Below are 20,681 nucleotides of genomic sequence, written 5' to 3'. Positions count from 1 at the left end.
ATTGCATGAGATTATGAAGGAAGCCATAGATGATACTATTCCTGTACATACCGCTGCGGAGGGTCCCGCAGGCAAGCTGCCGATTACAGGAGAGCAGCTGCGAAGTGCACCAAGCGGAGAAATCTTCGGCATGACTCAGAATGCGGGCATGGGCTGGAATCCGCTGCTGCTGAACAGACCGCAATATCTGATTCTCGGCACAATGGGCGGAATCCGGCGGGAGGACGGCAGTCCGCTAGCGCTCGGTTACCATACCGGACACTGGGAAATCGGCGTGATGATGGAAGAAATTGCTGAGGAGCTCACCGCCAATCAGGGGATACCGTTTGCCGGTTATGTCAGTGATCCCTGTGACGGGCGTTCCCAGGGGACCACGGGCATGTTCGATTCTCTTCCTTACCGGAATGATGCTGCCGTGGTTCTACGGCGGCTGATTCGTTCCCTGCCTACCCGCAAAGGAGTTCTGGGCGTAGCCACCTGCGATAAAGGTCTGCCCGCCATGATGCTGGCGCTGGCCGGAATGCGGCATCAGCTTCCGGGGATTATCGTGCCTGGCGGCGTTACACTGCCGCCGGTTAACGGCGAGGATGCCGGCAAGGTGCAGAGCATCGGAGCGCGGTTCAGCAATGGTGAACTTTCGCTCGAGGATGCAGCAGATCTGGGCTGCCGGGCCTGCGCGACCCCGGGAGGCGGCTGTCAATTCCTCGGCACCGCCGCAACGGCCCAGGTGATTGCTGAAGCACTGGGCATGTCACTGCCACATTCGGCTCTGTCACCATCGGGGCAGCCGGTCTGGAAGAATATCGGCCGCCAGTCGGCCCGCGCACTTCAGCATATGGAGCATAGCGGGATAGTGATGAGTGATATTCTTACAGATCAGGCTATTAAGAACGCGATGGTACTGCATGCTGCGTTCGGAGGCTCCACGAATCTGTTGCTGCATCTGCCGGCCGTTGCCCATGCCGCCGGGTTGAAGATTCCTACAGTAGATGACTGGAACGAGGTGAACCGCCAGGTTCCCCGGCTGGTCAGTGTGCTTCCGAACGGTCCGGTGCCGCATCCTACGATCCGCGTGTTCCTGGCAGGCGGTGTCCCTGAAGTCATGCTGCATTTACGGCGCCTAGGACTGATTGATGAATCCGTACTGACGGTAACGGGGCGGACACTGGGCGAGAATCTCGACTGGTGGGAGACTTCGCAGAGACGGACGGACATGCGCAGGAGATTACAGGAAGCGGACGGTATTGACCCGGATTCTGTGATCATGAGCCCGGAAGAGGCCAAGCGGCAGGGTATGGCTTCCACGATGACGTTTCCCACCGGGAACCTCTGCCCTGAAGGGGCGGTGATCAAATCGGCAGCGATTGACCCTTCCGTCTTGGACAGCGAAGGAGTCTATAGGCATACGGGAAGAGTGAAGGTGTTCACTGCCGAGAAGGATGCTATCCGTAGCATTAAGGACGGCAAGGTGAAGGCTGGCGATATCCTAGCCATTATCGGCCGTGGGCCGAGCGGAACAGGAATGGAAGAGACCTACCAGCTGACATCCGCGCTCAAGCATCTGCCTTACGGCAAATATGTCACGCTGATCACGGATGCCCGTTTCTCCGGTGTGTCCACCGGTGCCTGCATCGGGCATATGGGACCGGAAGCGCTGGCGGGCGGTCCCCTCGGGAAGCTGCGGGATAATGACTGGGTAGAGGTGCTGATCGATACTGTGAAGCTGGATGGGAGCGTGAATCTGGTCGGGGAAGGCGGAGAAGGGGGACAGCCGCTGTCGAAGGAAGCAGGCACCTTGATTCTGGCTTCGCGGACTCCGCATCCGGGTCTTGCCGTTGATCCGGGACTGCCCGATGACACCCGGCTATGGGCCGCACTGCAGGCAGCAAGCGGAGGGACCTGGCAGGGCTGTGTCTACGATACCGACAAAATCATTGCCTTACTGGAAGCAGGACGGCAAGCATTGGGGGAGAAAGCATGAGCAGAAATCTGATTCATAATCCGATTCTCCGCGGGTTTCATCCGGACCCGTCGATCTGCCGGGCGGGGGAGGACTACTACATTGCCACCTCCACCTTCGAATGGTTTCCCGGCGTACGGATTCATCATTCACGCGATCTGTTAAACTGGCGCCCGCTTACGTATGCGCTGACCCGCAAATCGCAGTTGAATATGGAAGGTGATCCGGATTCCGGAGGCGTATGGGCGCCTTGTCTCACTTATGATGCGGGACTCTTTTATCTGATCTATACCGATGTCAAAAGCAGACAGGGGGCGTTCAAGGATACGCCTAACTATCTGGTAACTGCTAAGAATATCGAAGGTCCCTGGTCTGAGCCTGTGTATCTGAACAGCAGTGGCTTCGACCCTTCGCTGTTCCATGATGAAGACGGGCGCAAATGGCTGGTTAATATGCTGTGGGATCACCGCACCGGGAATAACAGCTTCGCCGGCATTGTGCTGCAGGAGTATTCGGCAACTGAGCAGCGGCTTACCGGTCCGGTCATTCCCATTTATAAGGGAACGGAGCTGAAGCTCACGGAAGGACCGCATCTGTACCGGAAGGACGGCTGGTATTATCTCATTACGGCTGAGGGCGGCACACAGTATAATCATGCGGTAACCGTGGCGCGGTCACGGCAAATCGAAGGGCCTTACGAAACGGCCCCTAATCATCCGCTGCTTACTTCTGCCGGAAATCGTGAATTGGAGCTGCAGAAGGCAGGACACGCCAGTCTTGTCCACACGCATACAGATGAATGGTATATGGTGCATTTATGCGGCCGTCCCGTGAAGGACAATTATTGTAATCTGGGCCGGGAGACGGCTATTCAGCGCTGCGAATTCACGGATGAAGGCTGGCTCGCCCTGGCCGGCGGCGGGAACGCCCCGGCGCTTACTGTGCCCGGTCCGGCCATTCCGGAGCATCCATTCTCCGCTCCGGCTCCCCGTGATGATTTCGATGCCCCGCAGCTGGATGTCCGCTGGAGCACCCTGCGTGTGCCTGCTGAGGAAGCGTGGCTATCGCTACAGGAGCGCCCCGGGTATTTGCGCCTCCGGGGCAGAGAATCCATGAGCTCCATGCACCGCCAGAGTCTGGTTGCCCTGCGCCAGCAGGCTTTCAGCTGCAGCGCCGAAACCGCCATTGAATTCGAGCCGCAGCACTTCCAGCAGATGGCCGGATTAATTGTCTATTATGATACGAAGGATTATCTCTACTTGCGGATTACTCATGATGAGACCCTCGGGAAATGCGTGGGCATCATCCGCTCGCGGGACGGGGTCTATGAGGATACCCTAACTGCGGATGTCCCGCTGCCGACGGGAGCAAGCGTAGCATTGAAGGTAGTGATCGACCGGGAATTCGCCCAATTCCACTATCAGTCGGGGGAATCCGCTTGGGAGAAAATCGGCGGGCCCATGGAAATCTATCATCTGTCCGATGATTTCCCGGCCTACATCCGCTTTACCGGGACTTTCATCGGAATGTGTGTGCAGGATTTGAGCGGAACGCTTCATGCGGCGGATTTTGATTATTTTGAGTACCAGGAGTTTGATGTGTAAGCGTAGTTAATATTGATTGAAATACGATAGGACCAGGCGTCACTGAAAGAGCGGTTGTATATCCATTACATCGTTCTTTCGTGCCGTCTTTTTTACATTTCTGACTAAGTCATTGACCTTAGGTCTGGCCTAAGGTATATCATTGAAGCATAGGCAGGGAAGTGAGGAGGGATGAGTGTTGGGGGCGGAAATTACAATTGGCGAATTGGCCGAGCTGATGCAGGTGTCGGTTCATCAGATCAGGTATTTTGAGGAAAAAGGGGTGCTTCTCCCTTCCTATACGGATACGAACCAGTATCGCAAGTATGGCATAGACCAGATCTATCAGCTCTCGCAAATTATGCTGCTGCGCAAGCTGGGGATGCCCGTGCAGGCGATAAAAGAAAGTATGGCGGAGGACGGAGAGCAGGTAATGGAAGAGAAGCTGCATCACTCGCTGGGGGAGGTAGGCAGAGAGATTGCCAGGCTCCAGCAGCTGGAGCAGCTCCTCTTGAAGGTTCTGCATGAGCAGCGTGATTTTCAGATGGACAAGCAGAGCTACAGCGTGAAAATGCGTGAAGCATTGCAGCTGCAAAAGTGGTTTGACATGGATTCGGCAGCCGCTCTTGATGCAAGAACACTGGTGGAACAGTCTGCAGGCGTAAACCATTTGTTCGAAACTGATATTCATTATGTTTATGACCGTAAGGATACTGTCTCATTGTATACGGCTCTGGAGCGGGGCAGAGGAATCGGACGGATTTTACCGGCGGGCAACTATCTCTCTCTTAAGTTACAGGTGAAAGATGAATCCGGGCTTGAGAAGGCTATTGAACAATTCAGCCGCCATGCTGAGCATGAATATAGTGAACTTCCGGGTCCGCTTATTCTTATCGAGAAATCCTACCTCTCTTTGTTCAGCCAGGGCATGCTCCATTATGAGATATTGCTCTGCATTGAAACCGAAGCCGCTTCGGGCATAGATCCTTTATGACCCATTCTTCTGTTCCCAAAACGATTACCACTGTAGACATACAGCCGGAACATAATCTTGAGGTCAGCCGGATCATTGTGCATGGATTCCAGAGTAAGTTTATGGCGCTAGCCAAGGTTGATCCAGGGGAGTTAGCCGTGTTTTTTGAGCAGCTGCTGGAGCATTCAGCGGAAGGTCTGTGCACGAAACGGGTGGTGGCGCTGCGAGGCGGGGTAGTGGCGGGTACCCTTAGCCTGAAGTGGCACAAGAACTCTGTAAGTATCACCGGAAAGGCGGCTGAATCCGCCAAGCTTTCTGCATGGAAGCAGATTACAGCGATTGGCACAAGAAATACACTGCTGCTGCTGGCCACACTCTATGGCTTGAACTATGACCCATTGCCGGGAGAATGCTATATCGCAGATCTTGCGGTTCATCCTGAACATCAGGGTAAAGGTGTAGGGCAACTGCTGATAGGCCGGGCACAACAATTTATGCAGGATCATCCGCGATTAACATATTTAAGCCTGCATGTCTCTGGAAACAACAGGGCTGCCAAGAGTTTGTATGAACGGCTTGGATTCAGCACCCAAGCGGAAGAGTATAGCCTGTTAAGCAAATTTCTGTCCGGTGAAGTGAAGTGGGAGTATATGATCAGCAGGCAATATGGAGGTTCATATGAACAAGAAAATCGTAATTAGCTTAATCATCGTGTTAGGTATACTGCTTGGTGCGGGTCTTTATATTGTGCGTCAGAATACGTTTGAAATGATAGAGCAGTCCGTTGAGATTCCCACCCCGCAGGGCAAATTAACGGGGATACTGACGCTCCCTAAGAACGCCGCAGGCGGACTGGGTTTAGTACTATTCATCCATGGCGACGGACCGGTCGATGCTTCACATCATGACGGATACAAACCACTCTGGGAACGGCTCGCCTCGCTGGGGTATGCCTCTCTGTCGCTTAATAAAAGAGGAATCAATGGATCCGCAGGCAGCTGGCTTGAGCAGAGTATCGGGGATCGGGTGGAGGAAGCCGGACAGGCACTGGCCTGGGCCAGAGCGCAGACGTTCGTGGATAGCGGGCGGGTTGGTGTATGGGGAGCCAGCCAAGCGGGTTGGGTGATTCCGAAGCTTGCGGCACAAGAAACGCTCGCATTCAGCATTCTGGTCTCACCGGCCATCAATTGGCTGCAGCAGGGGGCGTATAATACCCGGCAGCAGATGAAGAAGGACGGGTATACCGCCGAGGAAATTAAGCGTCAGATCACCTACGAGCAGCAAGTGGACGAGCTTTTGCTTCAGGGAGCAGACTATGAAGAATATACACAATTGACTCATCCGAAGGAGGCAATGTCCGCAGAACGCTGGTCATTTGTCCGCCGGAACTTTCTGTCAGACGCTACGAATGAGCTACAGAACTTCAAATCCCCGGTGCTCCTGCTGCTTGGCGAAGAGGACTTGAATGTAGATGTGGAGCAAACGGAGTCGGTGTACCGTGAGAACATCAGCCCTGCCTCACTGCTCACGGTTAGGCTGTTCCCGGACACCGAGCATTCTATGCTTCGGGTCCAAACGGCTGATTCTGCTCTGCGTGCATTGATGATCAGTCTCTTTGCCCCTCGGAAGATTACAGTTGATGGTTATATGGAGCAGATAGAACTGTTTCTTAGTAAACAAGGCTGAAGTGAAGGGTGGAAGGAAGAACGGAGGGGTTGGATATAAAAGAAGACCGGGACCAACCGTCCCGGTCTTTCGGTAAGTACCTATCTCGTATCACCTGCCCATCAGGCGATATATTTCTCCAGCGTAGCCCGCACAGCACCGGGGCCCGCCAGCATCTCAGTGAACATCCCTTGGATGACTTCACCCAGTCCAATGGCGTACAGGTCAACGCCGAAGATGGCTTGATCCTCGAGAACCGCCCGCACCTTCGCTGCCTGCTCTGCATTCGCGCCTAGCGTAATTCCTTCCAGCCGGGCCTGTAAAGCTTCCAGTAGCGGGTCGGGACTCAGCGCGAACACGCCGCCTTCATCGTTCACGCCGAGCAAATACCGGCACCAAGCTGCAATTGCCAGCGGAATGGCCGTAAGCTGCGCCGGATCGAGCTCCTCACGGCGGATGTACGACTTGATCGTCTCGCCGAAGCGGATGCCGACCTTCTGCGAAGTATCGGTAGCAATCCGCTGGGGGGTATCCGGAATGAACGGATTGGCGAAGCGCTCCTGCAGCACTTCATCGAGGAACTGCTTCGGACTCAGAATGCCCGGGTCTACAACCACCGGCAGGCCTTCTTTGTAGCCAATAATCTCCACGAGCTTCCGCAAGGTATCATCCTTCATCTCATCGGCAATCAGCGTGTAACCGAGCAGACAGCCGGTTACTGCCAGCGCAGTATGCAGCGGATTGAGGCAGGTAGTTACCTTCATGGTTTCGACATTGTTGACCGTATCCCGGTCGGTGAAGATGACACCGGCTTCTTCCAGCGCCGGGCGGCCGTTGGTGAATTTATCTTCAATCACCAGGTACTCGCTGATCTCGGCGTTGACGAAGGGGGCGGTGTACGTATTCTTGGAGGTGACGATCACATCCATGCCGCCGATTCCCTGCTCCAGCAGCGCCGCCTGCACCGATTCGGACGGGCGCGGCGTGATTTTGTCAATCATGGACAGCGGAAAGGTAATCTTCTGCTCATCCTCAAGATAAGCAACGAAGCCTTCTTCTACATGGCCTTTGGCCGCCCATTCTTTGGCGATCGTAACCATGCCGTTCTTCAGCTTATCGCCGTTATGCGAGCAGTTGTCCATGCTGACGAAGGTCATCGGATGCTGTCCCTTCAGATAACGCCGGTAAGCGAAGGAGCAGACGATGCTCATCGCATGGACCGGCTGCTCCGGACCGCCGGCGATATCCATCTCGACGATACCCAGATACTGGCCGTTCGGTCCGGTGAGGGAATAGCCTTTTTCCGTAATCGTGAAGCTGGCCATCTGCAGGCTGGGATTCTCGAACACTGCGGTCAGGCGGCTGTAATCCGCTTCGCGGGTCTTATCCGCTGTGAGACCTTCCACGATGCTGCTGACGATTCTCTTCTGGAAGTCGCCGCGCGCATTCATCAATACCAGCAGAGTCAGATTATCATAAGGCTTGTAGACCTTGTCGATCATCTCGAAGTCGAAGGTCTCGGCAGCAATGATACCGGTATCTGCCTTGCCGCTGTCGAGCAGCTTCTGGTGGGCATTGGCCACGAAGCCTCTGAAGATATTTCCGGCGCCAAAGTGAACCCACTCCGGCTTATCCAGTGTATTCTGTGCTACCGCTGCGAAATCGAACTGCGGCAGCTCTACACCTGCGGCTTCCCAGGCTTCACGGTCCGCAATGCTGCTTCTGGTGAGGCTCAGCATTTATTTCGCCCCCTTGGCATTCTCCAGGCTGTCCCATACGCCCAGCAGATACATAATGCCCATCGCTCTGTCGTACAGGCCATAACCCGGACGGCAGTTTTTCTCTTCGCCCCAGAGATGTCTGCCGTGGTCCGGACGCACATAGCCAGTGTATCCGTTCTCGTGGTAAGCTTTGACAACCTCAGCCACATCCACGCTGCCATCTTGCCCCCGGTGGGATACTTCAATGAAGTCGCCATTGTCGAATACCTTCACGTTGCGAATATGGGCGAAATAAATCCGGTCGTGGAATTCGCGGATCATCGCCGGAAGATCATTCTGCGGGTTGGTTCCAAGCGAACCTGTACAGAAGGTAAGGCCGTTATACGGACTGTCGACCATGTCCAGGAAACGGCGGATGGAATCGCGGCTGCGGATGATGCGCGGCAGTCCGAAGATCGGCCAGGCCGGATCGTCAGGGTGAATCGCCATACGGATATCCACTTCTTCACACACCGGAATAATGCGCTCCAGGAAATACTTCAGGTTGTCGAACAGGATATCCTCGGTGACATCGGCGTAAGCCGCGAACAGATCATCCAGCTTCTCCAGCCGCTCCGGCTCCCAGCCCGGCATTGTGAATTCTCCGGCACCCCTCAGAATCCGGTCCACCATTTCGCGCGGATTATCCGTAATGGCAGCCTTTTCATAAAAGAGTGCATTCGATCCGTCCGGCAGCTCCTTATACAGCTCAGTACGGGTCCAGTCGAACACCGGCATGAAGTTGTAGCAGATGACCTTAACGCCGACCTTGGCCAGCTTGCGGATGGTATCGATATAGATGTCAATGTATTTGTCGCGGGACGGCAGCCCGATCTTGATATCATCATGAACGTTAACGCTTTCTACAACCGCTGTGCTGAAGCCTTTGGCTGTAATCTGATCGGCAACCTTCTGGATTTCTTCCATTTCCCATACTTCACCCGCTACCTTGTGATGCAGCGACCAGACGATGCCCATTACTCCGGGAATTTGACGTACATGGTCAAGGGTAATATTGTCGTTGCCCTCGCCATACCATCTCCAAGTCATATTCATTGTCATTTCCTCCTTGGTATTAAACATAAATACAAATACAATCATTCTGAAGCCTTGTGACAATTGACCATACGGATAAAACGTTTTGTGATATGATTATCTTGTATACAAGCTAGGATTCGTATTGATCATAGAATAAGCTTTATGCTTTGTCAATGTAATTCCTATCTGTTTTCTATATAATGAGTGGAGAAGAATATCGTACAGAAAGTTGGTCCATTCCATGACTTCCAAGAAAGAAATAATGTCGTATCTGAAACAGGAAATTCTCTCGCTTGCGCTGAAGCCCGGGTCGATGATCAGTGAGACCGCGCTTTCCGAACGCTTCCAGCTGTCGCGGACGCCGATCCGGGATGTGCTGAAGCAATTGTCCCTGGAGCAGTACGTGGACATCTATCCCAAAAAAGGCAATCTGGTCTCGTACATAGATCTGGAGTCGGTGGAGCAGATAATCTATCTCCGCAATGTGCTGGAGAAGGAAATTATGAAGTCGCTGGCCGGTAATATTCCGCTGAAGGGGCTGCATGAGCTGAGGGGCAACCTTGCGCAGCAGCAGAAGTGTATTGAGCAGGCCGAGGGGGCCGAGGTTTTCCTGCAGCTGGATGATCAATTTCACCGCACCATGTTCGGCCTGGCCGGACGAGAATTCCTGTGGGGGGTGCTGCAGCAGTTCAATGTGCATTACATCCGCTACCGGAAGCTGCATATGCTGAAGGACGAGAAGCTGGCTACGATTCAGCAGGAGCATCAGCAGCTGCTGGATTATACCCTGCAGGGGGACACGGCGGGGATCGATGAGCTGCTGCATCATCATCTGCGGGCAGATATTGATTCGACGAACTTTCAGGAGCATTTTGCCACTTATATCAAGCAATAAATCCGTATTCTGGACCGTCTGGCAGATGCCAAATATCCCTGCACTCATGTGACATGAAGGCAGGGATATTTGGCATGGAGGCCTATAGTCCGGACTCGCGGTATTCGCGCGGTGAGGTGCCGTGCCAGCGCTTGAACTGCCGGCTGAAATGGGCAATATCGCGGTAGCCGAGAATGCCTGATATCCGGCTGACGGACAGGCTGGGATCATCCAGCAGGACCTTAGCTTCATGGAGCATCTGTTCGGACAGAAACTCCCGGGGCGAGATGCCGAACACCTGGCGGAACACCCGGTAGCAGTGCGAGGCGCTGATCCCGAGCTCCGAGGCAATATCATCAATTCCGTAATGGCTGTCATAGGGCAGCTCCAGCTTGAATTGCTGGTAGACCAGCCCCTGAAGGCGGCCGCGGATCTGGTGGGCCAGCTCAATCTTCTCATAGGTGGCAGGGGAAGACAGATCAGCTTCAATAGAGAAGGCTTCCCACAGCTGGGCGAACAGATCGAAGACGGCGGACTGCAGCCTCATGCGCTGTGACATGGTGATGTCTCCCGAGATAGAGCCTGAAATATCCACCAATTTGGAGAGGATGGGCCCTAGCTTATGGGCAATATTGCTTGCGGAAGGGAAGAGTACGTGATCCAGGCGGCTGAGCAAGGAGATCAGGAGCTTGTCATCGATATCAAAATGAATGCAGAAATACGTAAAAGCCTGGCCGTTTCCGCTGCGGCTGGCATGAGAATCTCCCGGCCGGAGCAGTACTAAGTCTCCGGCCCGTTGGATATAGCTGCGGTTATTAACGGTAAACAGTTGCTCCCCTTCGAGCACATAGTTGAATTCATATTGCGGATGGGCGTGCAGCGGATAATCCCATTCCCCGCTGACCTTGCGCAGATGCATACCAAACAGGTTAAGCGTGGTTTTCACATCCGGGATGATCGTTTCACTAAGGCATTGACCCAATACAGGCGGTAAAAAAGCGGAAACCAATAGATTCTCCCCCTGACACTTGCGTTAGAATTAACGAGTGTATTCGTTTTACGCGATCCATTATCTCGTTTTTAGTATAGCTGAAACCTGCTTGATTTGGGTAAATAATTGCTTGATTTGACAATGTTCCCGTCCGGCGGCAGCGTGGTAGGATGAACCTGAACAGGAACTAGTATACAAGATGGGCGAAGAAGCCTGAGCTTCACGGCTGTGTTAATAACCGTGGCTCAGCGATACCTGCCCGGTCATACGCCCGCTAAACATGATTAATACACTGGAGGAGATGTTGGCATGAGACAACAACCGGACAATCAGACTGCCGTAGTAGCCGGCAGCGGATACGACGCCTGGTTAAGCTACCCGAAGCTGCCGCAAGGCAATCTATATACGCAATATGTGAAATGGTGCGGGGCCGTAACCGTGACGGAAGAGCAGGAGACGGTGCAAGCGGCGCTGCGTGAATGGCAGAGAGGGATTGCCTCGATGCTGGACATTGAGGCAGGGGCTTCACCGGCTGCGGGCGGATTCACCATAGCATTCGGCACCTTCCATGGTGGCAATCCGCTGATTCAGGATGTATTTGATGTGAAGACGATTCAAGGGGTAGGACCGGAAGGATTCGCGATCCGCACCAGCCTGACCCAGAAGTGCATTGCCGTAGGGGCTTCCGCACCGGCAGGTGTGCTGTATGGTGTCTTCCACCTCCTGCGCCTGATTGGAGGTCTGAAAGACATTGAGCGTCTGGATGAAACCGTGAATCCGGTGAACGCGCTGCGCATGATCAACCATTGGGATAATTTCGACGGCAGTGTAGAGCGGGGATATTCGGGGAGATCCTTCCTCTATGAGAATAACCGCTTCACGGATGATTTTAACAGAATTACCGATTACGCTCGGCTGATGTCTACCGCAGGGATTAATGCCATTGCGATCAATAACGTGAACGTTCATGCGCTGGAAACATTGTTTATCTCCACCTACCTGCCCGATGTAGCGAGAATCGCTGATGTATTCAGAACCTATGGTATCCGGCTGTTCCTGAGCGTGAACTTCGCGGGCCCGATGCATGAAGGTGAAGTAGGAACTGCAGATCCGCTGGACACCGGAGTCCGGGAGTGGTGGAAGACGAAAGCGGCTGAAATCTATACGGTGATTCCTGATTTCGGCGGATTCGTGGTCAAGGCCGATTCGGAGAACCGGCCAGGCCCGTTCACGTACGGGCGGGATCATGCCGATGGCGCCAATATGCTGGCGGAGGCGCTGGAGCCGTTCGGCGGCATCGTTATCTGGCGCTGCTTCGTGTACAACTGCAAGCAGGACTGGCGTGACCGCAAGACGGACCGGGCGAGAGCAGCCTATGATCATTTCAAGCCGCTTGACGGTAAGTTCCATGATAACGTAATTCTGCAGATCAAGAACGGCCCGATGGATTTCCAGGTCAGAGAACCGGTATCTCCGCTGTTCGGGGCGCTTGAACAGACCAATCAGGTAATTGAATTTCAAATTGCCCAGGAGTATACCGGACAGCAGCGTCATGTCTGTTACCTGGTTCCGCAGTGGAAAGAGATTATGGAATTTGATACGCTGGCCCAAGGCGGAACGGCTCCGGTGAAGCATATCGTTGACGGCTCGTTATGGGGCAACCGTTACAGCGGTGTGGCCGCGGTATCCAATGTGGGCAATGACCGGAATTGGACCGGTCATCTGCTGGCTCAGGCGAATCTTTACGGATTCGGGCGGCTGGCCTGGAACCCGGAGCTTAGCGCGGAAGAAATAGCTGCGGAGTGGATCGCCCTGACGTTTGGTGCAGAGGCTGCGGTTGCCGGCGTAATCAGCCGGATTCTACTGGATTCCTGGGAGATTTACGAGTCCTATACAGCACCGCTTGGCGTGGGCTGGATGATTAACCCTGAGCATCACTATGGACCTAATGTTGACGGCTATGAATATTCACAATGGGGTACCTACCATTATGCCGATCATCAGGGAATCGGTGTAGACCGGACTGTGGCTACAGGCACCGGATACAGCGCCCAGTATATGGGCAACAATGCGCAGCGCTATGATTCGCTGGAAGAATGTCCGGATGAACTGCTGCTGTTCTTCCATCATGTGCCTTACACCCATGTGCTGCATTCCGGCAAAACTGTGATTCAGCATATCTACGACACCCATTTTGCAGGTGCGGAACGTGCTGACGGGCTGCTGGCTGCCTGGAACGGATTGAAGGGAAGGATCGCAGAGGGGTTGTATGTGCAGGTAGAGGAACGTCTGCGGGGACAGGCTGCGCATGCCAAGGAGTGGCGCGACCAGATCAATACTTACTTTTACCGCAAGAGCGGTATAGAAGATTCCGGAGCACGCAAGATTTATTGAGAGTTAATAGGGAACTATTAGGAGGGGCAGGTTCATGACGCTCACTTTCGGACAGGTTATCGGACATTTAACAGCAGGCATCCGCAAGCCGGATGGAACGGTAGACAGGCTGGAGCCGGGTGCTCCGGAGTCGGAAGTGCAGGGAATTGTGACCGCCTTCTCGGCTTCGCAGTATGTAATTGAACAGGCGGTCTTGCTTGGTGCGAATCTGATCATTACGCATGAAGGTGTTTTTTATAGCCATCAGGACAACCGGGAAGGATTGGAGAATGATCCTGTATACCGGCAGAAATCTGCATTGATCGCCAGCACCGGGGTAGGTATCTACCGCTTCCATGACTATGTGCACCGCTATACACCGGACGGGATCATAGAAGGGCTGCTGCGGGAGCTGGAATGGGAGCCGTATGTCGAACGGCATCTGCCCCATGTGTCTATTCTCTCGGTCCCTGCTGCGTCAGTTTCAGAGATTGCCGGATATTTGAAGCAGCAGCTGCATATCCCCTATGTCCGCGCAGCAGGCAATTTATCCGCTGTATGCAGCAGAGTGGGCGTGCTGGTTGGCTACAGAGGCGGTGGTGCAGCTACCATTCCCCTATTTGAGCAGGAGTCACTTGATCTGATTATCGCCGGTGAAGGCCCGGAATGGGAGACCCCGGAATATATCCGGGATGCCGTCCGGCAGGGCCGAAGCCAGGCATTAATTATGCTGGGCCATGCGGAGAGTGAAGCGCCGGGGATGAAGCTGCTCGCGCAGCGGCTGGCCTTGCAGTTTCCGGATGTACCGGTGCATTATATTCAGGAACAGCCTGTATTTCAAATTGTATAACTGGAGAAGCCTCTTTGAAGGTGTGAAGATCAAGGGACAATGGCTGTCCCTTCAGGTCTTCTGCCGGCAAAGGGGTTTTTAATGTTCAGCTGGATGGTTCCGCCGGATTGCGCAGTACAGCGGTCTTGTTTACAAATTGTCGATCGGGTTCATATTGTGGATTGCCCGCTGGACTCAATTATCATATAGTGGAATTCTATATGAGGTGAACTTGAAAACTTCACAAAAAAGGCAATGTAACGAAAGGGAAGTTTGGAACTGTAGGAGCGGTAGCGTCCGCCTTTGTATCCGGAAGTCCAAACATTCACCGTAGTTACCCTTCGCCTAAAACAAGTGGGATTTTCAGTCCGATCCATCCAGAATCCAGACAAGCAACAGTAAGGGAGCACAGCAGATGAAATATAAGCGCTTTAGGTTCAGCAAAAGTATTGCCTTTAAATGGATCGTCTCCTATTCTGTGATCATGCTTATCCCGCTTATTGTTAGCGCTATCATCTATCTGCAGACCAAACAGATTGTAGAGTATGAGATTGAACGTGCAGGCAACGCCATGCTTAAGCAGATGCAGAATACAGTAGACAGCGAGATTAATCAGGCTGAGAAGCTGGCCATGCAATTATCCATTCATAGCAGTGTGAACAAATACTTAACTCTCACACCTGACGCAGAGGGAGCAGGGGCCTTTCAGATCTATCAAACCCGGCAGGAGCTGAGCAGGTACAAATCCGCCAATGATTTCATTGATGGAATCTATCTGTATTCTAGCAGTCTGGACAGGGTACTGACGGATGAGACGTATACGGACAGCGAAACCTTTTATGCGATGAACAGTACGATGATCGGCTTGTCCTATGAAGAATGGCTGTCACAGCTGAACGGTGGGAGTGACGATGGCGGGACTCCCATGCCGTTTATTGAATTCAAGCGCTGGGAGAATAAGGTTGTGATGATGAAGCCGTTCACCAGCAGCGTTGCTGACAATGGACTGAAGGGGATGCTGGTTCTGCCGCTGAACGGCAGCAAGATTCAGAGCATGCTGAAGAATGTGGATTGGGTGAATAACGGTGAGGTGTACATTGCCGATGATCATAATCAGATTTTATTTCAGAATAACGATGCTTCCCCGCAGCTGGCAGTGCCGGACGCCCAGGCTGGGGATGAGACTGCAGGCACTTCTTTCCAGGATATCGCCGGTACGGAGAATATGGTATCCTTCATCGATTCCGATACCACCAAATGGAAGTATATCAGTGTGTTTCCTTCAAGCGTATTCTGGGAAAAAGCGCGGCAAATCCGCAATTTGAACCTGCTGGGACTATTTATCAGCTTTTTGATCGGGACGGTGGTCATCTCCTACTTTGCCCGCAAGAATTATAATCCTGTCCGCGAGCTGGTTAATATGTTCACGCCCTCCACAGATGAGCAGACGCAGCGGGTGTTGGATGAATTCTCCTTCATCCGGGAGAGCGCCCTGGCTACCATCCGGGAGAGGGATGACATTAACAGCCGGCAATTCAGGCAGCTGCGTGTGTTGCAGACCTACTACTTATCAAGGCTGCTCAAAGGGCAGGTGGAAGACGGATTATCGCTGGAGGAAGCGGCGAGAGTCCATCACTTCCAGTGGGATTCGGAGGATTTTGCGGTACTCCTATTCTACATTCAGGCTGGCGGAGAAGGCAGTCCGTCGCCAAGCCTTTCCAATTTCATCGTGTCCAACATCATTATGGATTTCACAGGTCCGGATCACGGCCTGAGCTTTACCGAAATGGACGGTATGCTGGCGGCGGTTATGAATATTAACACCGGCCGCTCCGTCAGCTGGAAAGAGGATATTGAAGATGCGCTGGGCCAAACCCTGGATTTCATTCAGCGGAAATACGGTCTGCAGATTGCGATGGCCGGCAGCGAGCTGCTTCACGGAATGGGCAGTATGCATCAGGGATATCTGCAGGCGCTGGAGGCTCAGGAATACCGGCTGGTGCTGGAAGAGAATATATCAATCTGGTATGGGGATATTGAACCGCAGGAGACGGATTATTATCTGACAATCAATGATGAAGTGGTATTTATTAATCTGGTCAAAAGCGGTGAATTTGAGAAGGCTGCGGCGATGGCAGATGAGATTCTGGCCCGCTTCTTCGGTTCCCAGGTGTCCATTGAGCTTGTGAGATATGCCATGATTGATTTAACCAGCTCCATTATGAAGGCCGTCCCGCAGGAAACGAAGCGCTCGAAGCTATGGGAGGAATGGCGTCCGATGAAAAGGCTCTTGGCCTGCTCCACACGCGCAGATTTCCGTCATGAGCTGACAGAGCTGATCCAAATGGCCTGCAGCAAAGCCACGGAGAAGCTTGCGCTGGTGTCAAATTCGGGAATCGGAGACGAGGTATCTGCCTATGTGCAGAATCATTATGCGGACATCAATCTTAGTGTGTCCATGATTGGTGCCAATTTCGGCATCACTCCGCAATATGTGTCTCGGTTGTTCAAGGAACAGATGGGTCAGGGTCTGCATGATTACATCAGTCAGGTTCGTACAGCCGAGGCCAAAAAATTGCTTCAGGAAGGAGTCACCATTGAGGAGGTTTCTTCCCGTGTGGGCTTCTCCAGCAGCAGTGCGTTCATCCGGGTATTCAAAAAGTATGAAGGCATCACACCGGGGCGGTTCAAAACTCTGCAATAAACAAACCGGATATTCAATTTCTCTACAGGAGGATAGAAGCAGGCTGATTCTATCCTCCTTTTGCGTTTTTAACAATGGATTCCGCATTTTGAATATTGTTTGTATACAAGATTCAGCTTACATTGTAGAGGCATCAAGTCGTCATCTAAACATATAACGGAGGTCGAATTAGCGATGAAATTATTTGGAACGTACAAGCTTCACAAACCGGTTGTCGTTTTGTTAGGTCTCACATTGCTGGCTTCAGGCTGCAGCAGTTCCAAGAATGTGAACAATGAGAGCGCTCCAAACACATCTGCAGGGAACGCCCCTGCTTCAAATGAAGCCGCTGCAGATTTCACTTATCCGATGTCGGGCGGAATAGAGCTGACTTATATGAACGAACAGCTGGGAGGCACGCCGGAACGTCTGCCGGTCGATGACGAATACGAGAAACGTACAGGAATCGCCATCAAACAGCTGGGCGGAACACCCATGACTGATCAGAAGTTCAGTCTGCTGCTGGCATCAGGTGAACTGCCGGATATCTTCCTGAATACATGGCTGCAATATCCGGGCGGTCCTGACAAAGCTGTAGAGCAGGGATATATTCTGAAGCTTAATGATCTGATTGATCAATACGCGCCTAACCTGAAGAAGACCCTCCAGGAGCACCCGGAAATTGACAAAATGATCAAAACGGATGACGGCACCTACTATGCTTTTCCGTTCATCCGCTCGGAAGCCGGACGTGTCTATGGCGGGCCGATTATCCGTCAGGATTGGCTGGATGAGCTGGATCTCAGTATCCCGGAAACGATTGAGGAGTGGCATACCGTCCTGACTGCTTTTAAAGAGAAGAAGAATGCTGCCTCCCCTGTAACCTTCCGCACGATGTTCCTCGGTGAACGGACAGGCGGATTCGCCGGAGCCTTCGGCGTGATGGGGAACTTCTATGTCAATGATGGAAAAGTAGTGTACGGCTATCTAGAGCCGGGCTACAAGGATTACCTGACTACGATGAGCCAGTGGTACAAAGAAGGGCTGATCGACAAGGATTTCGCCTCTATTGATGCAGCTACAGTCGATAAGAAAATGACCTCTAATGTTAGCGGTGCAACGATTGGCTGGCAGTACTATATTGAGAAATATAATTCAGCCGTACAGGAAACCGATCCGAAGGCCGACTTCGTAGCCGCTCCTTATCCGTCTGCTGTCAAAGGCGAGCTTCCAGAATTTGGCCAGCTGGATAATGCTTATGCGGGGACAAGCTCTGCAGCAATCTCTGCCACCGCCAAGAATGTCGAAGCGGCTATGCGCTGGCTGGATTATGCCTTTACCATGGAAGGCAGCATGCTGAATACCTATGGTGTTGAAGGAATGACTTACAATCTGGAAGACGGCAAGCCCGTCTATACCGATCTTGTAGTTAAGAATCCGGAGGGCCTCGGCAGCGATCAGGTCATGTCCAAATATTCTCACGGCACCAACTTCCCGATGATTCAGCAGGACAACAACCTGCCGGCGAAATATCCGGCAACTACCGAATCCATCGGCATCTGGAAACAAACCAATCATGAGAGCCACCTGCTTCCTCCGGTAACCCCAACTGCCGAAGAAGCGGATGAAATGAGCAGTATTATGAACGATATCAACGCCTTTGTGAAAGAAACGGAGCTCAAGATCATCCTGGGAACCGAATCTGTTGATAAATATGATCAAGCTGTTCAGCAAATGAAGGATCTGGGCATTGAGCGCGCACTGGAAATTCAACAAGCGGCCTACGAACGTTATTTGAACCGCTAACTAAACTTATAACGGCAGGGGCTGCTACAAAGAACAGATACGGGCAGTCCCGGCCTTAAGCCTTGCAGCAAAGGAGAGGGAAATATGCTGAAAACCAGACTGGGAAAAGACTTCCTGCGCAATAAATGGCTGTATCTGATGATTCTGCCTGTCATCCTATATTATGTTTTGTTCCACTATGTTCCGCTTTACGGTACGATTATTGCCTTCAAGCAATTTGTCCCTTCCCAAGGAATATGGGGCAGTGAATGGGTGGGATTCAAGCACTTTGAAGCTTTTTTTTCGAGTATTTATTTTTTTCGCGTAATTAAGAACACCGTTCTGCTAAGCTTCTTCAATCTGCTCATCGGATTTCCGGCACCGATCATTCTGGCCTTACTGCTAAATGAATTGAAAAGCCCGATTTTCCGCCGGATCACACAGACTATTACCTACATGCCGCATTTTATTACACTTGTAGTTGTGGCGGGAATTGTGCGCTACTTCACCTTATCGGATGGTTTGATTAACGATGTCATTGCCTTTTTTGGCGGCGCCCGGATCTCATTTCTGCAACAGCCCGAGTCCTTCCGCCCCATTTATATCATCAGTGAGATCTGGCAGCAAATCGGCTGGGGAACAATCATCTATCTGGCCGCCATCACCGGTATTGACCAGCAGCAGTATGAGGCTGCCAAAATTGACGGAGCGACCAAGATTCAGCAGATCCGCCACGTTACCCTGCCCGGCATTCTGCCTACGATTATGATTATGCTGATCCTGGCACTCGGAAATATTATGAATGTCGGATTTGAGAAAATCATTCTGTTATACAGCGCCAGTATTTACGAGACGGCTGATGTCATATCCACTTTTGTTTACCGTAAAGGGATTCTGGAATTCAGCTACAGCTACAGTGCGGCGGTAGGTCTGTTCAACTCCGTCATCAACTTCACCATTCTGCTGCTCGCCAACTCTTTCAGTAAACGTGCAAGTAAAAACAGTCTTTGGTAAGGGGTGGACAACGATGATTAAAGCGTCGCTCGGCGAACGAATCTTTGATATCTGCAATTCCATTATTATGGTGCTTATGATTATTCTGACACTCTATCCTATGCTGTATATTTTGTTCTCCTCGTTAAGTGACGGGAACCGCCTGATCTCCTTCGATGGCATTCTGCTCTGGCCGCAAGGCTTCTCGCTGGCAGCTTACAAGGCGGTGCTTAACAACCCAGTCATTCTGAGCGGCTTCAAAAATACACTGTTCATTCTGGTGGTGGGACTTGTCATTAACATGACGCTTACCTCCCTTGGCGCTTATTTCCTGTCACGGGAAGGGGTCTTGCTGCAAAAGCCGATCATGTTCTTCATCGTATTCACCATGTTTTTCCAAGGGGGACTCGTGCCTTTCTATCTGATCGTGAAATCCTATGGCCTGCTCGACAGCCTCTGGGCGCTGATTCTGCCTACCGCGGTTAGTACGTTCAACTTAATCATCATGCGCACTTATTTCATGGCGATTCCGAGGGAGCTGGAGGAGTCCGCTTTTCTGGACGGTGCTGGCCACTTCACGATCCTGTTCCGCATCTTCCTTCCGTTGTCCATGCCGGTTGTCGCCGTGCTGATCCTGTATTATGGCGTAGGCCACTGGAACAGCTGGTTCAACGCGATGATCTTCCTGCGGGACCAGAGCCTGTTCCCGATCCAGCTTGTGGTCAGAAATATCATTCTTGAGAACGATAACGCCAGCATGCTGGGCACCACAACGCTGCTCCACAGCCGGGATGTGACTGAGACGCTGAAGTATGCGGCAATTATCGTGAGTACAGCGCCAATCCTGGTGCTGTATCCGTTCCTGCAGAAGTATTTTGTAAAAGGCGTGATGGTAGGGGCTCTAAAGGGGTGAGGTAGAGAGTTCGTACGCAAGTCCAAAATCGATTCCGGCTGCAACTGCGGTGAATGTTTGGACTTCCGGCCGCTGTTGTCCCCGGATTTCTTGATTTAAACCGCTCTACGCGGTAGAAATCCGGCGACAAAGGCGGACGCTTCCGCTCCTACAGTTCCAAACTTCACCTCCGTTGCTCTCATCTAATTGTTGTATTTACAGTTCAAACTCTTGTTAATTGGCGGATGCGTCCGCTGCAGTATGGTATGAAGTTATTCAGGA

Annotated in this window: 15 protein-coding genes; 12 read left to right on the top strand and 3 right to left on the bottom strand. The window is 52.4% G+C overall.

All coding sequences use genetic code 11. The features are described 5' to 3' along the window. Nucleotides 1–13 precede the first annotated feature (13 nt). The 5 genes from R50912_RS22800 (at nt 14) to R50912_RS22780 (ending at nt 6,202) form a co-directional block, all read left to right on the top strand. Nucleotides 14–1,981, top strand: coding sequence for a YjhG/YagF family D-xylonate dehydratase (locus tag R50912_RS22800; RefSeq protein ID WP_042243002.1), 1,968 nt, complete (start codon nt 14–16; stop codon nt 1,979–1,981). Then, nucleotides 1,978–3,564: a glycoside hydrolase family 43 protein gene (locus tag R50912_RS22795; RefSeq protein WP_042238119.1), complete on the top strand. Its 1,587-nt coding sequence runs from the start codon at nt 1,978–1,980 to the stop codon at nt 3,562–3,564. The genes R50912_RS22800 and R50912_RS22795 overlap by 4 nt, the downstream gene beginning before the upstream one ends. A gap of 175 nt (nt 3,565–3,739) precedes the next feature. Then, nucleotides 3,740–4,537, top strand: a complete 798-nt coding sequence (locus R50912_RS22790; protein ID WP_331281879.1) for a MerR family transcriptional regulator — start codon at nt 3,740–3,742, stop codon at nt 4,535–4,537. Then, nucleotides 4,534–5,217, top strand: a complete 684-nt coding sequence (locus R50912_RS22785) for a GNAT family N-acetyltransferase (protein ID WP_042238118.1) — start codon at nt 4,534–4,536, stop codon at nt 5,215–5,217. The genes R50912_RS22790 and R50912_RS22785 overlap by 4 nt, the downstream gene beginning before the upstream one ends. Continuing rightward, nucleotides 5,195–6,202, top strand: coding sequence for an alpha/beta hydrolase family protein (locus R50912_RS22780; RefSeq protein ID WP_042238115.1), 1,008 nt, complete (start codon nt 5,195–5,197; stop codon nt 6,200–6,202). Before R50912_RS22785 ends, R50912_RS22780 begins: the two co-directional genes overlap by 23 nt. Before the next feature lie 101 nt (nt 6,203–6,303). Here the strand turns inward: R50912_RS22780 and R50912_RS22775 are convergent, their stop codons facing one another. Both R50912_RS22775 and uxuA read right to left on the bottom strand, forming a co-directional pair. Continuing rightward, nucleotides 6,304–7,920, bottom strand: coding sequence for a mannitol dehydrogenase family protein (locus R50912_RS22775; protein ID WP_042238113.1), 1,617 nt, complete (start codon nt 7,918–7,920; stop codon nt 6,304–6,306). Continuing rightward, nucleotides 7,921–8,997, bottom strand: coding sequence for a mannonate dehydratase (uxuA, locus tag R50912_RS22770; RefSeq protein ID WP_042238111.1), 1,077 nt, complete (start codon nt 8,995–8,997; stop codon nt 7,921–7,923). It abuts the gene before it with no gap. 244 nt (nt 8,998–9,241) lie between these two features. On the opposite strand from uxuA, the gene R50912_RS22765 reads away from it, so the two are divergent. Further along, nucleotides 9,242–9,874, top strand: coding sequence for a GntR family transcriptional regulator (locus tag R50912_RS22765; RefSeq protein WP_231637690.1), 633 nt, complete (start codon nt 9,242–9,244; stop codon nt 9,872–9,874). Nucleotides 9,875–9,956: 82 nt separating this feature from the next. On the opposite strand, the gene R50912_RS22760 is transcribed toward R50912_RS22765, so the two are convergent. After that, complete coding sequence (locus R50912_RS22760; RefSeq protein ID WP_042238106.1) at nt 9,957–10,862, bottom strand: AraC family transcriptional regulator; 906 nt, start codon at nt 10,860–10,862, stop codon at nt 9,957–9,959. A gap of 291 nt (nt 10,863–11,153) precedes the next feature. On the opposite strand from R50912_RS22760, the gene R50912_RS22755 reads away from it, so the two are divergent. The 6 genes from R50912_RS22755 to R50912_RS22730 all read left to right on the top strand — a co-directional run bounded on the left by R50912_RS22755 (nt 11,154) and on the right by R50912_RS22730 (nt 20,420). Then, nucleotides 11,154–13,238, top strand: coding sequence for an alpha-glucuronidase family glycosyl hydrolase (locus tag R50912_RS22755; protein WP_042238104.1), 2,085 nt, complete (start codon nt 11,154–11,156; stop codon nt 13,236–13,238). Between the two features lie 34 nt (nt 13,239–13,272). Continuing rightward, nucleotides 13,273–14,067 carry a Nif3-like dinuclear metal center hexameric protein gene (locus R50912_RS22750; RefSeq protein ID WP_042238102.1) on the top strand — a complete coding sequence of 265 codons (795 nt, stop codon included), beginning with the start codon at nt 13,273–13,275 and terminating at the stop codon, nt 14,065–14,067. Nucleotides 14,068–14,461: 394 nt separating this feature from the next. Next, nucleotides 14,462–16,750 (top strand): AraC family transcriptional regulator, encoded by a 2,289-nt coding sequence (locus tag R50912_RS22745; RefSeq protein ID WP_042238100.1) that lies wholly within the window; start codon nt 14,462–14,464, stop codon nt 16,748–16,750. Between the two features lie 174 nt (nt 16,751–16,924). After that, the gene (locus R50912_RS22740) at nt 16,925–18,535 is read left to right on the top strand and encodes an extracellular solute-binding protein (protein WP_042238098.1); all 1,611 of its coding nucleotides are present in this window, start codon (nt 16,925–16,927) and stop codon (nt 18,533–18,535) included. Nucleotides 18,536–18,619: 84 nt separating this feature from the next. Beyond that, nucleotides 18,620–19,528, top strand: a complete 909-nt coding sequence (locus R50912_RS22735; RefSeq protein WP_042238096.1) for an ABC transporter permease — start codon at nt 18,620–18,622, stop codon at nt 19,526–19,528. Nucleotides 19,529–19,541: 13 nt separating this feature from the next. Next, nucleotides 19,542–20,420: a carbohydrate ABC transporter permease gene (locus R50912_RS22730; RefSeq protein WP_042238094.1), complete on the top strand. Its 879-nt coding sequence runs from the start codon at nt 19,542–19,544 to the stop codon at nt 20,418–20,420. The last annotated feature ends 261 nt before the right edge of the window (nt 20,421–20,681 follow it).

This window comes from Paenibacillus sp. FSL R5-0912 (assembly GCF_000758605.1).
Taxonomy (GTDB): Bacteria; Bacillota; Bacilli; order Paenibacillales; family Paenibacillaceae; genus Paenibacillus_AQ.
The sequence above is the reverse complement of the archived record's forward strand: the minus strand, read 5'-3'. Positions and strand labels throughout refer to the sequence as shown.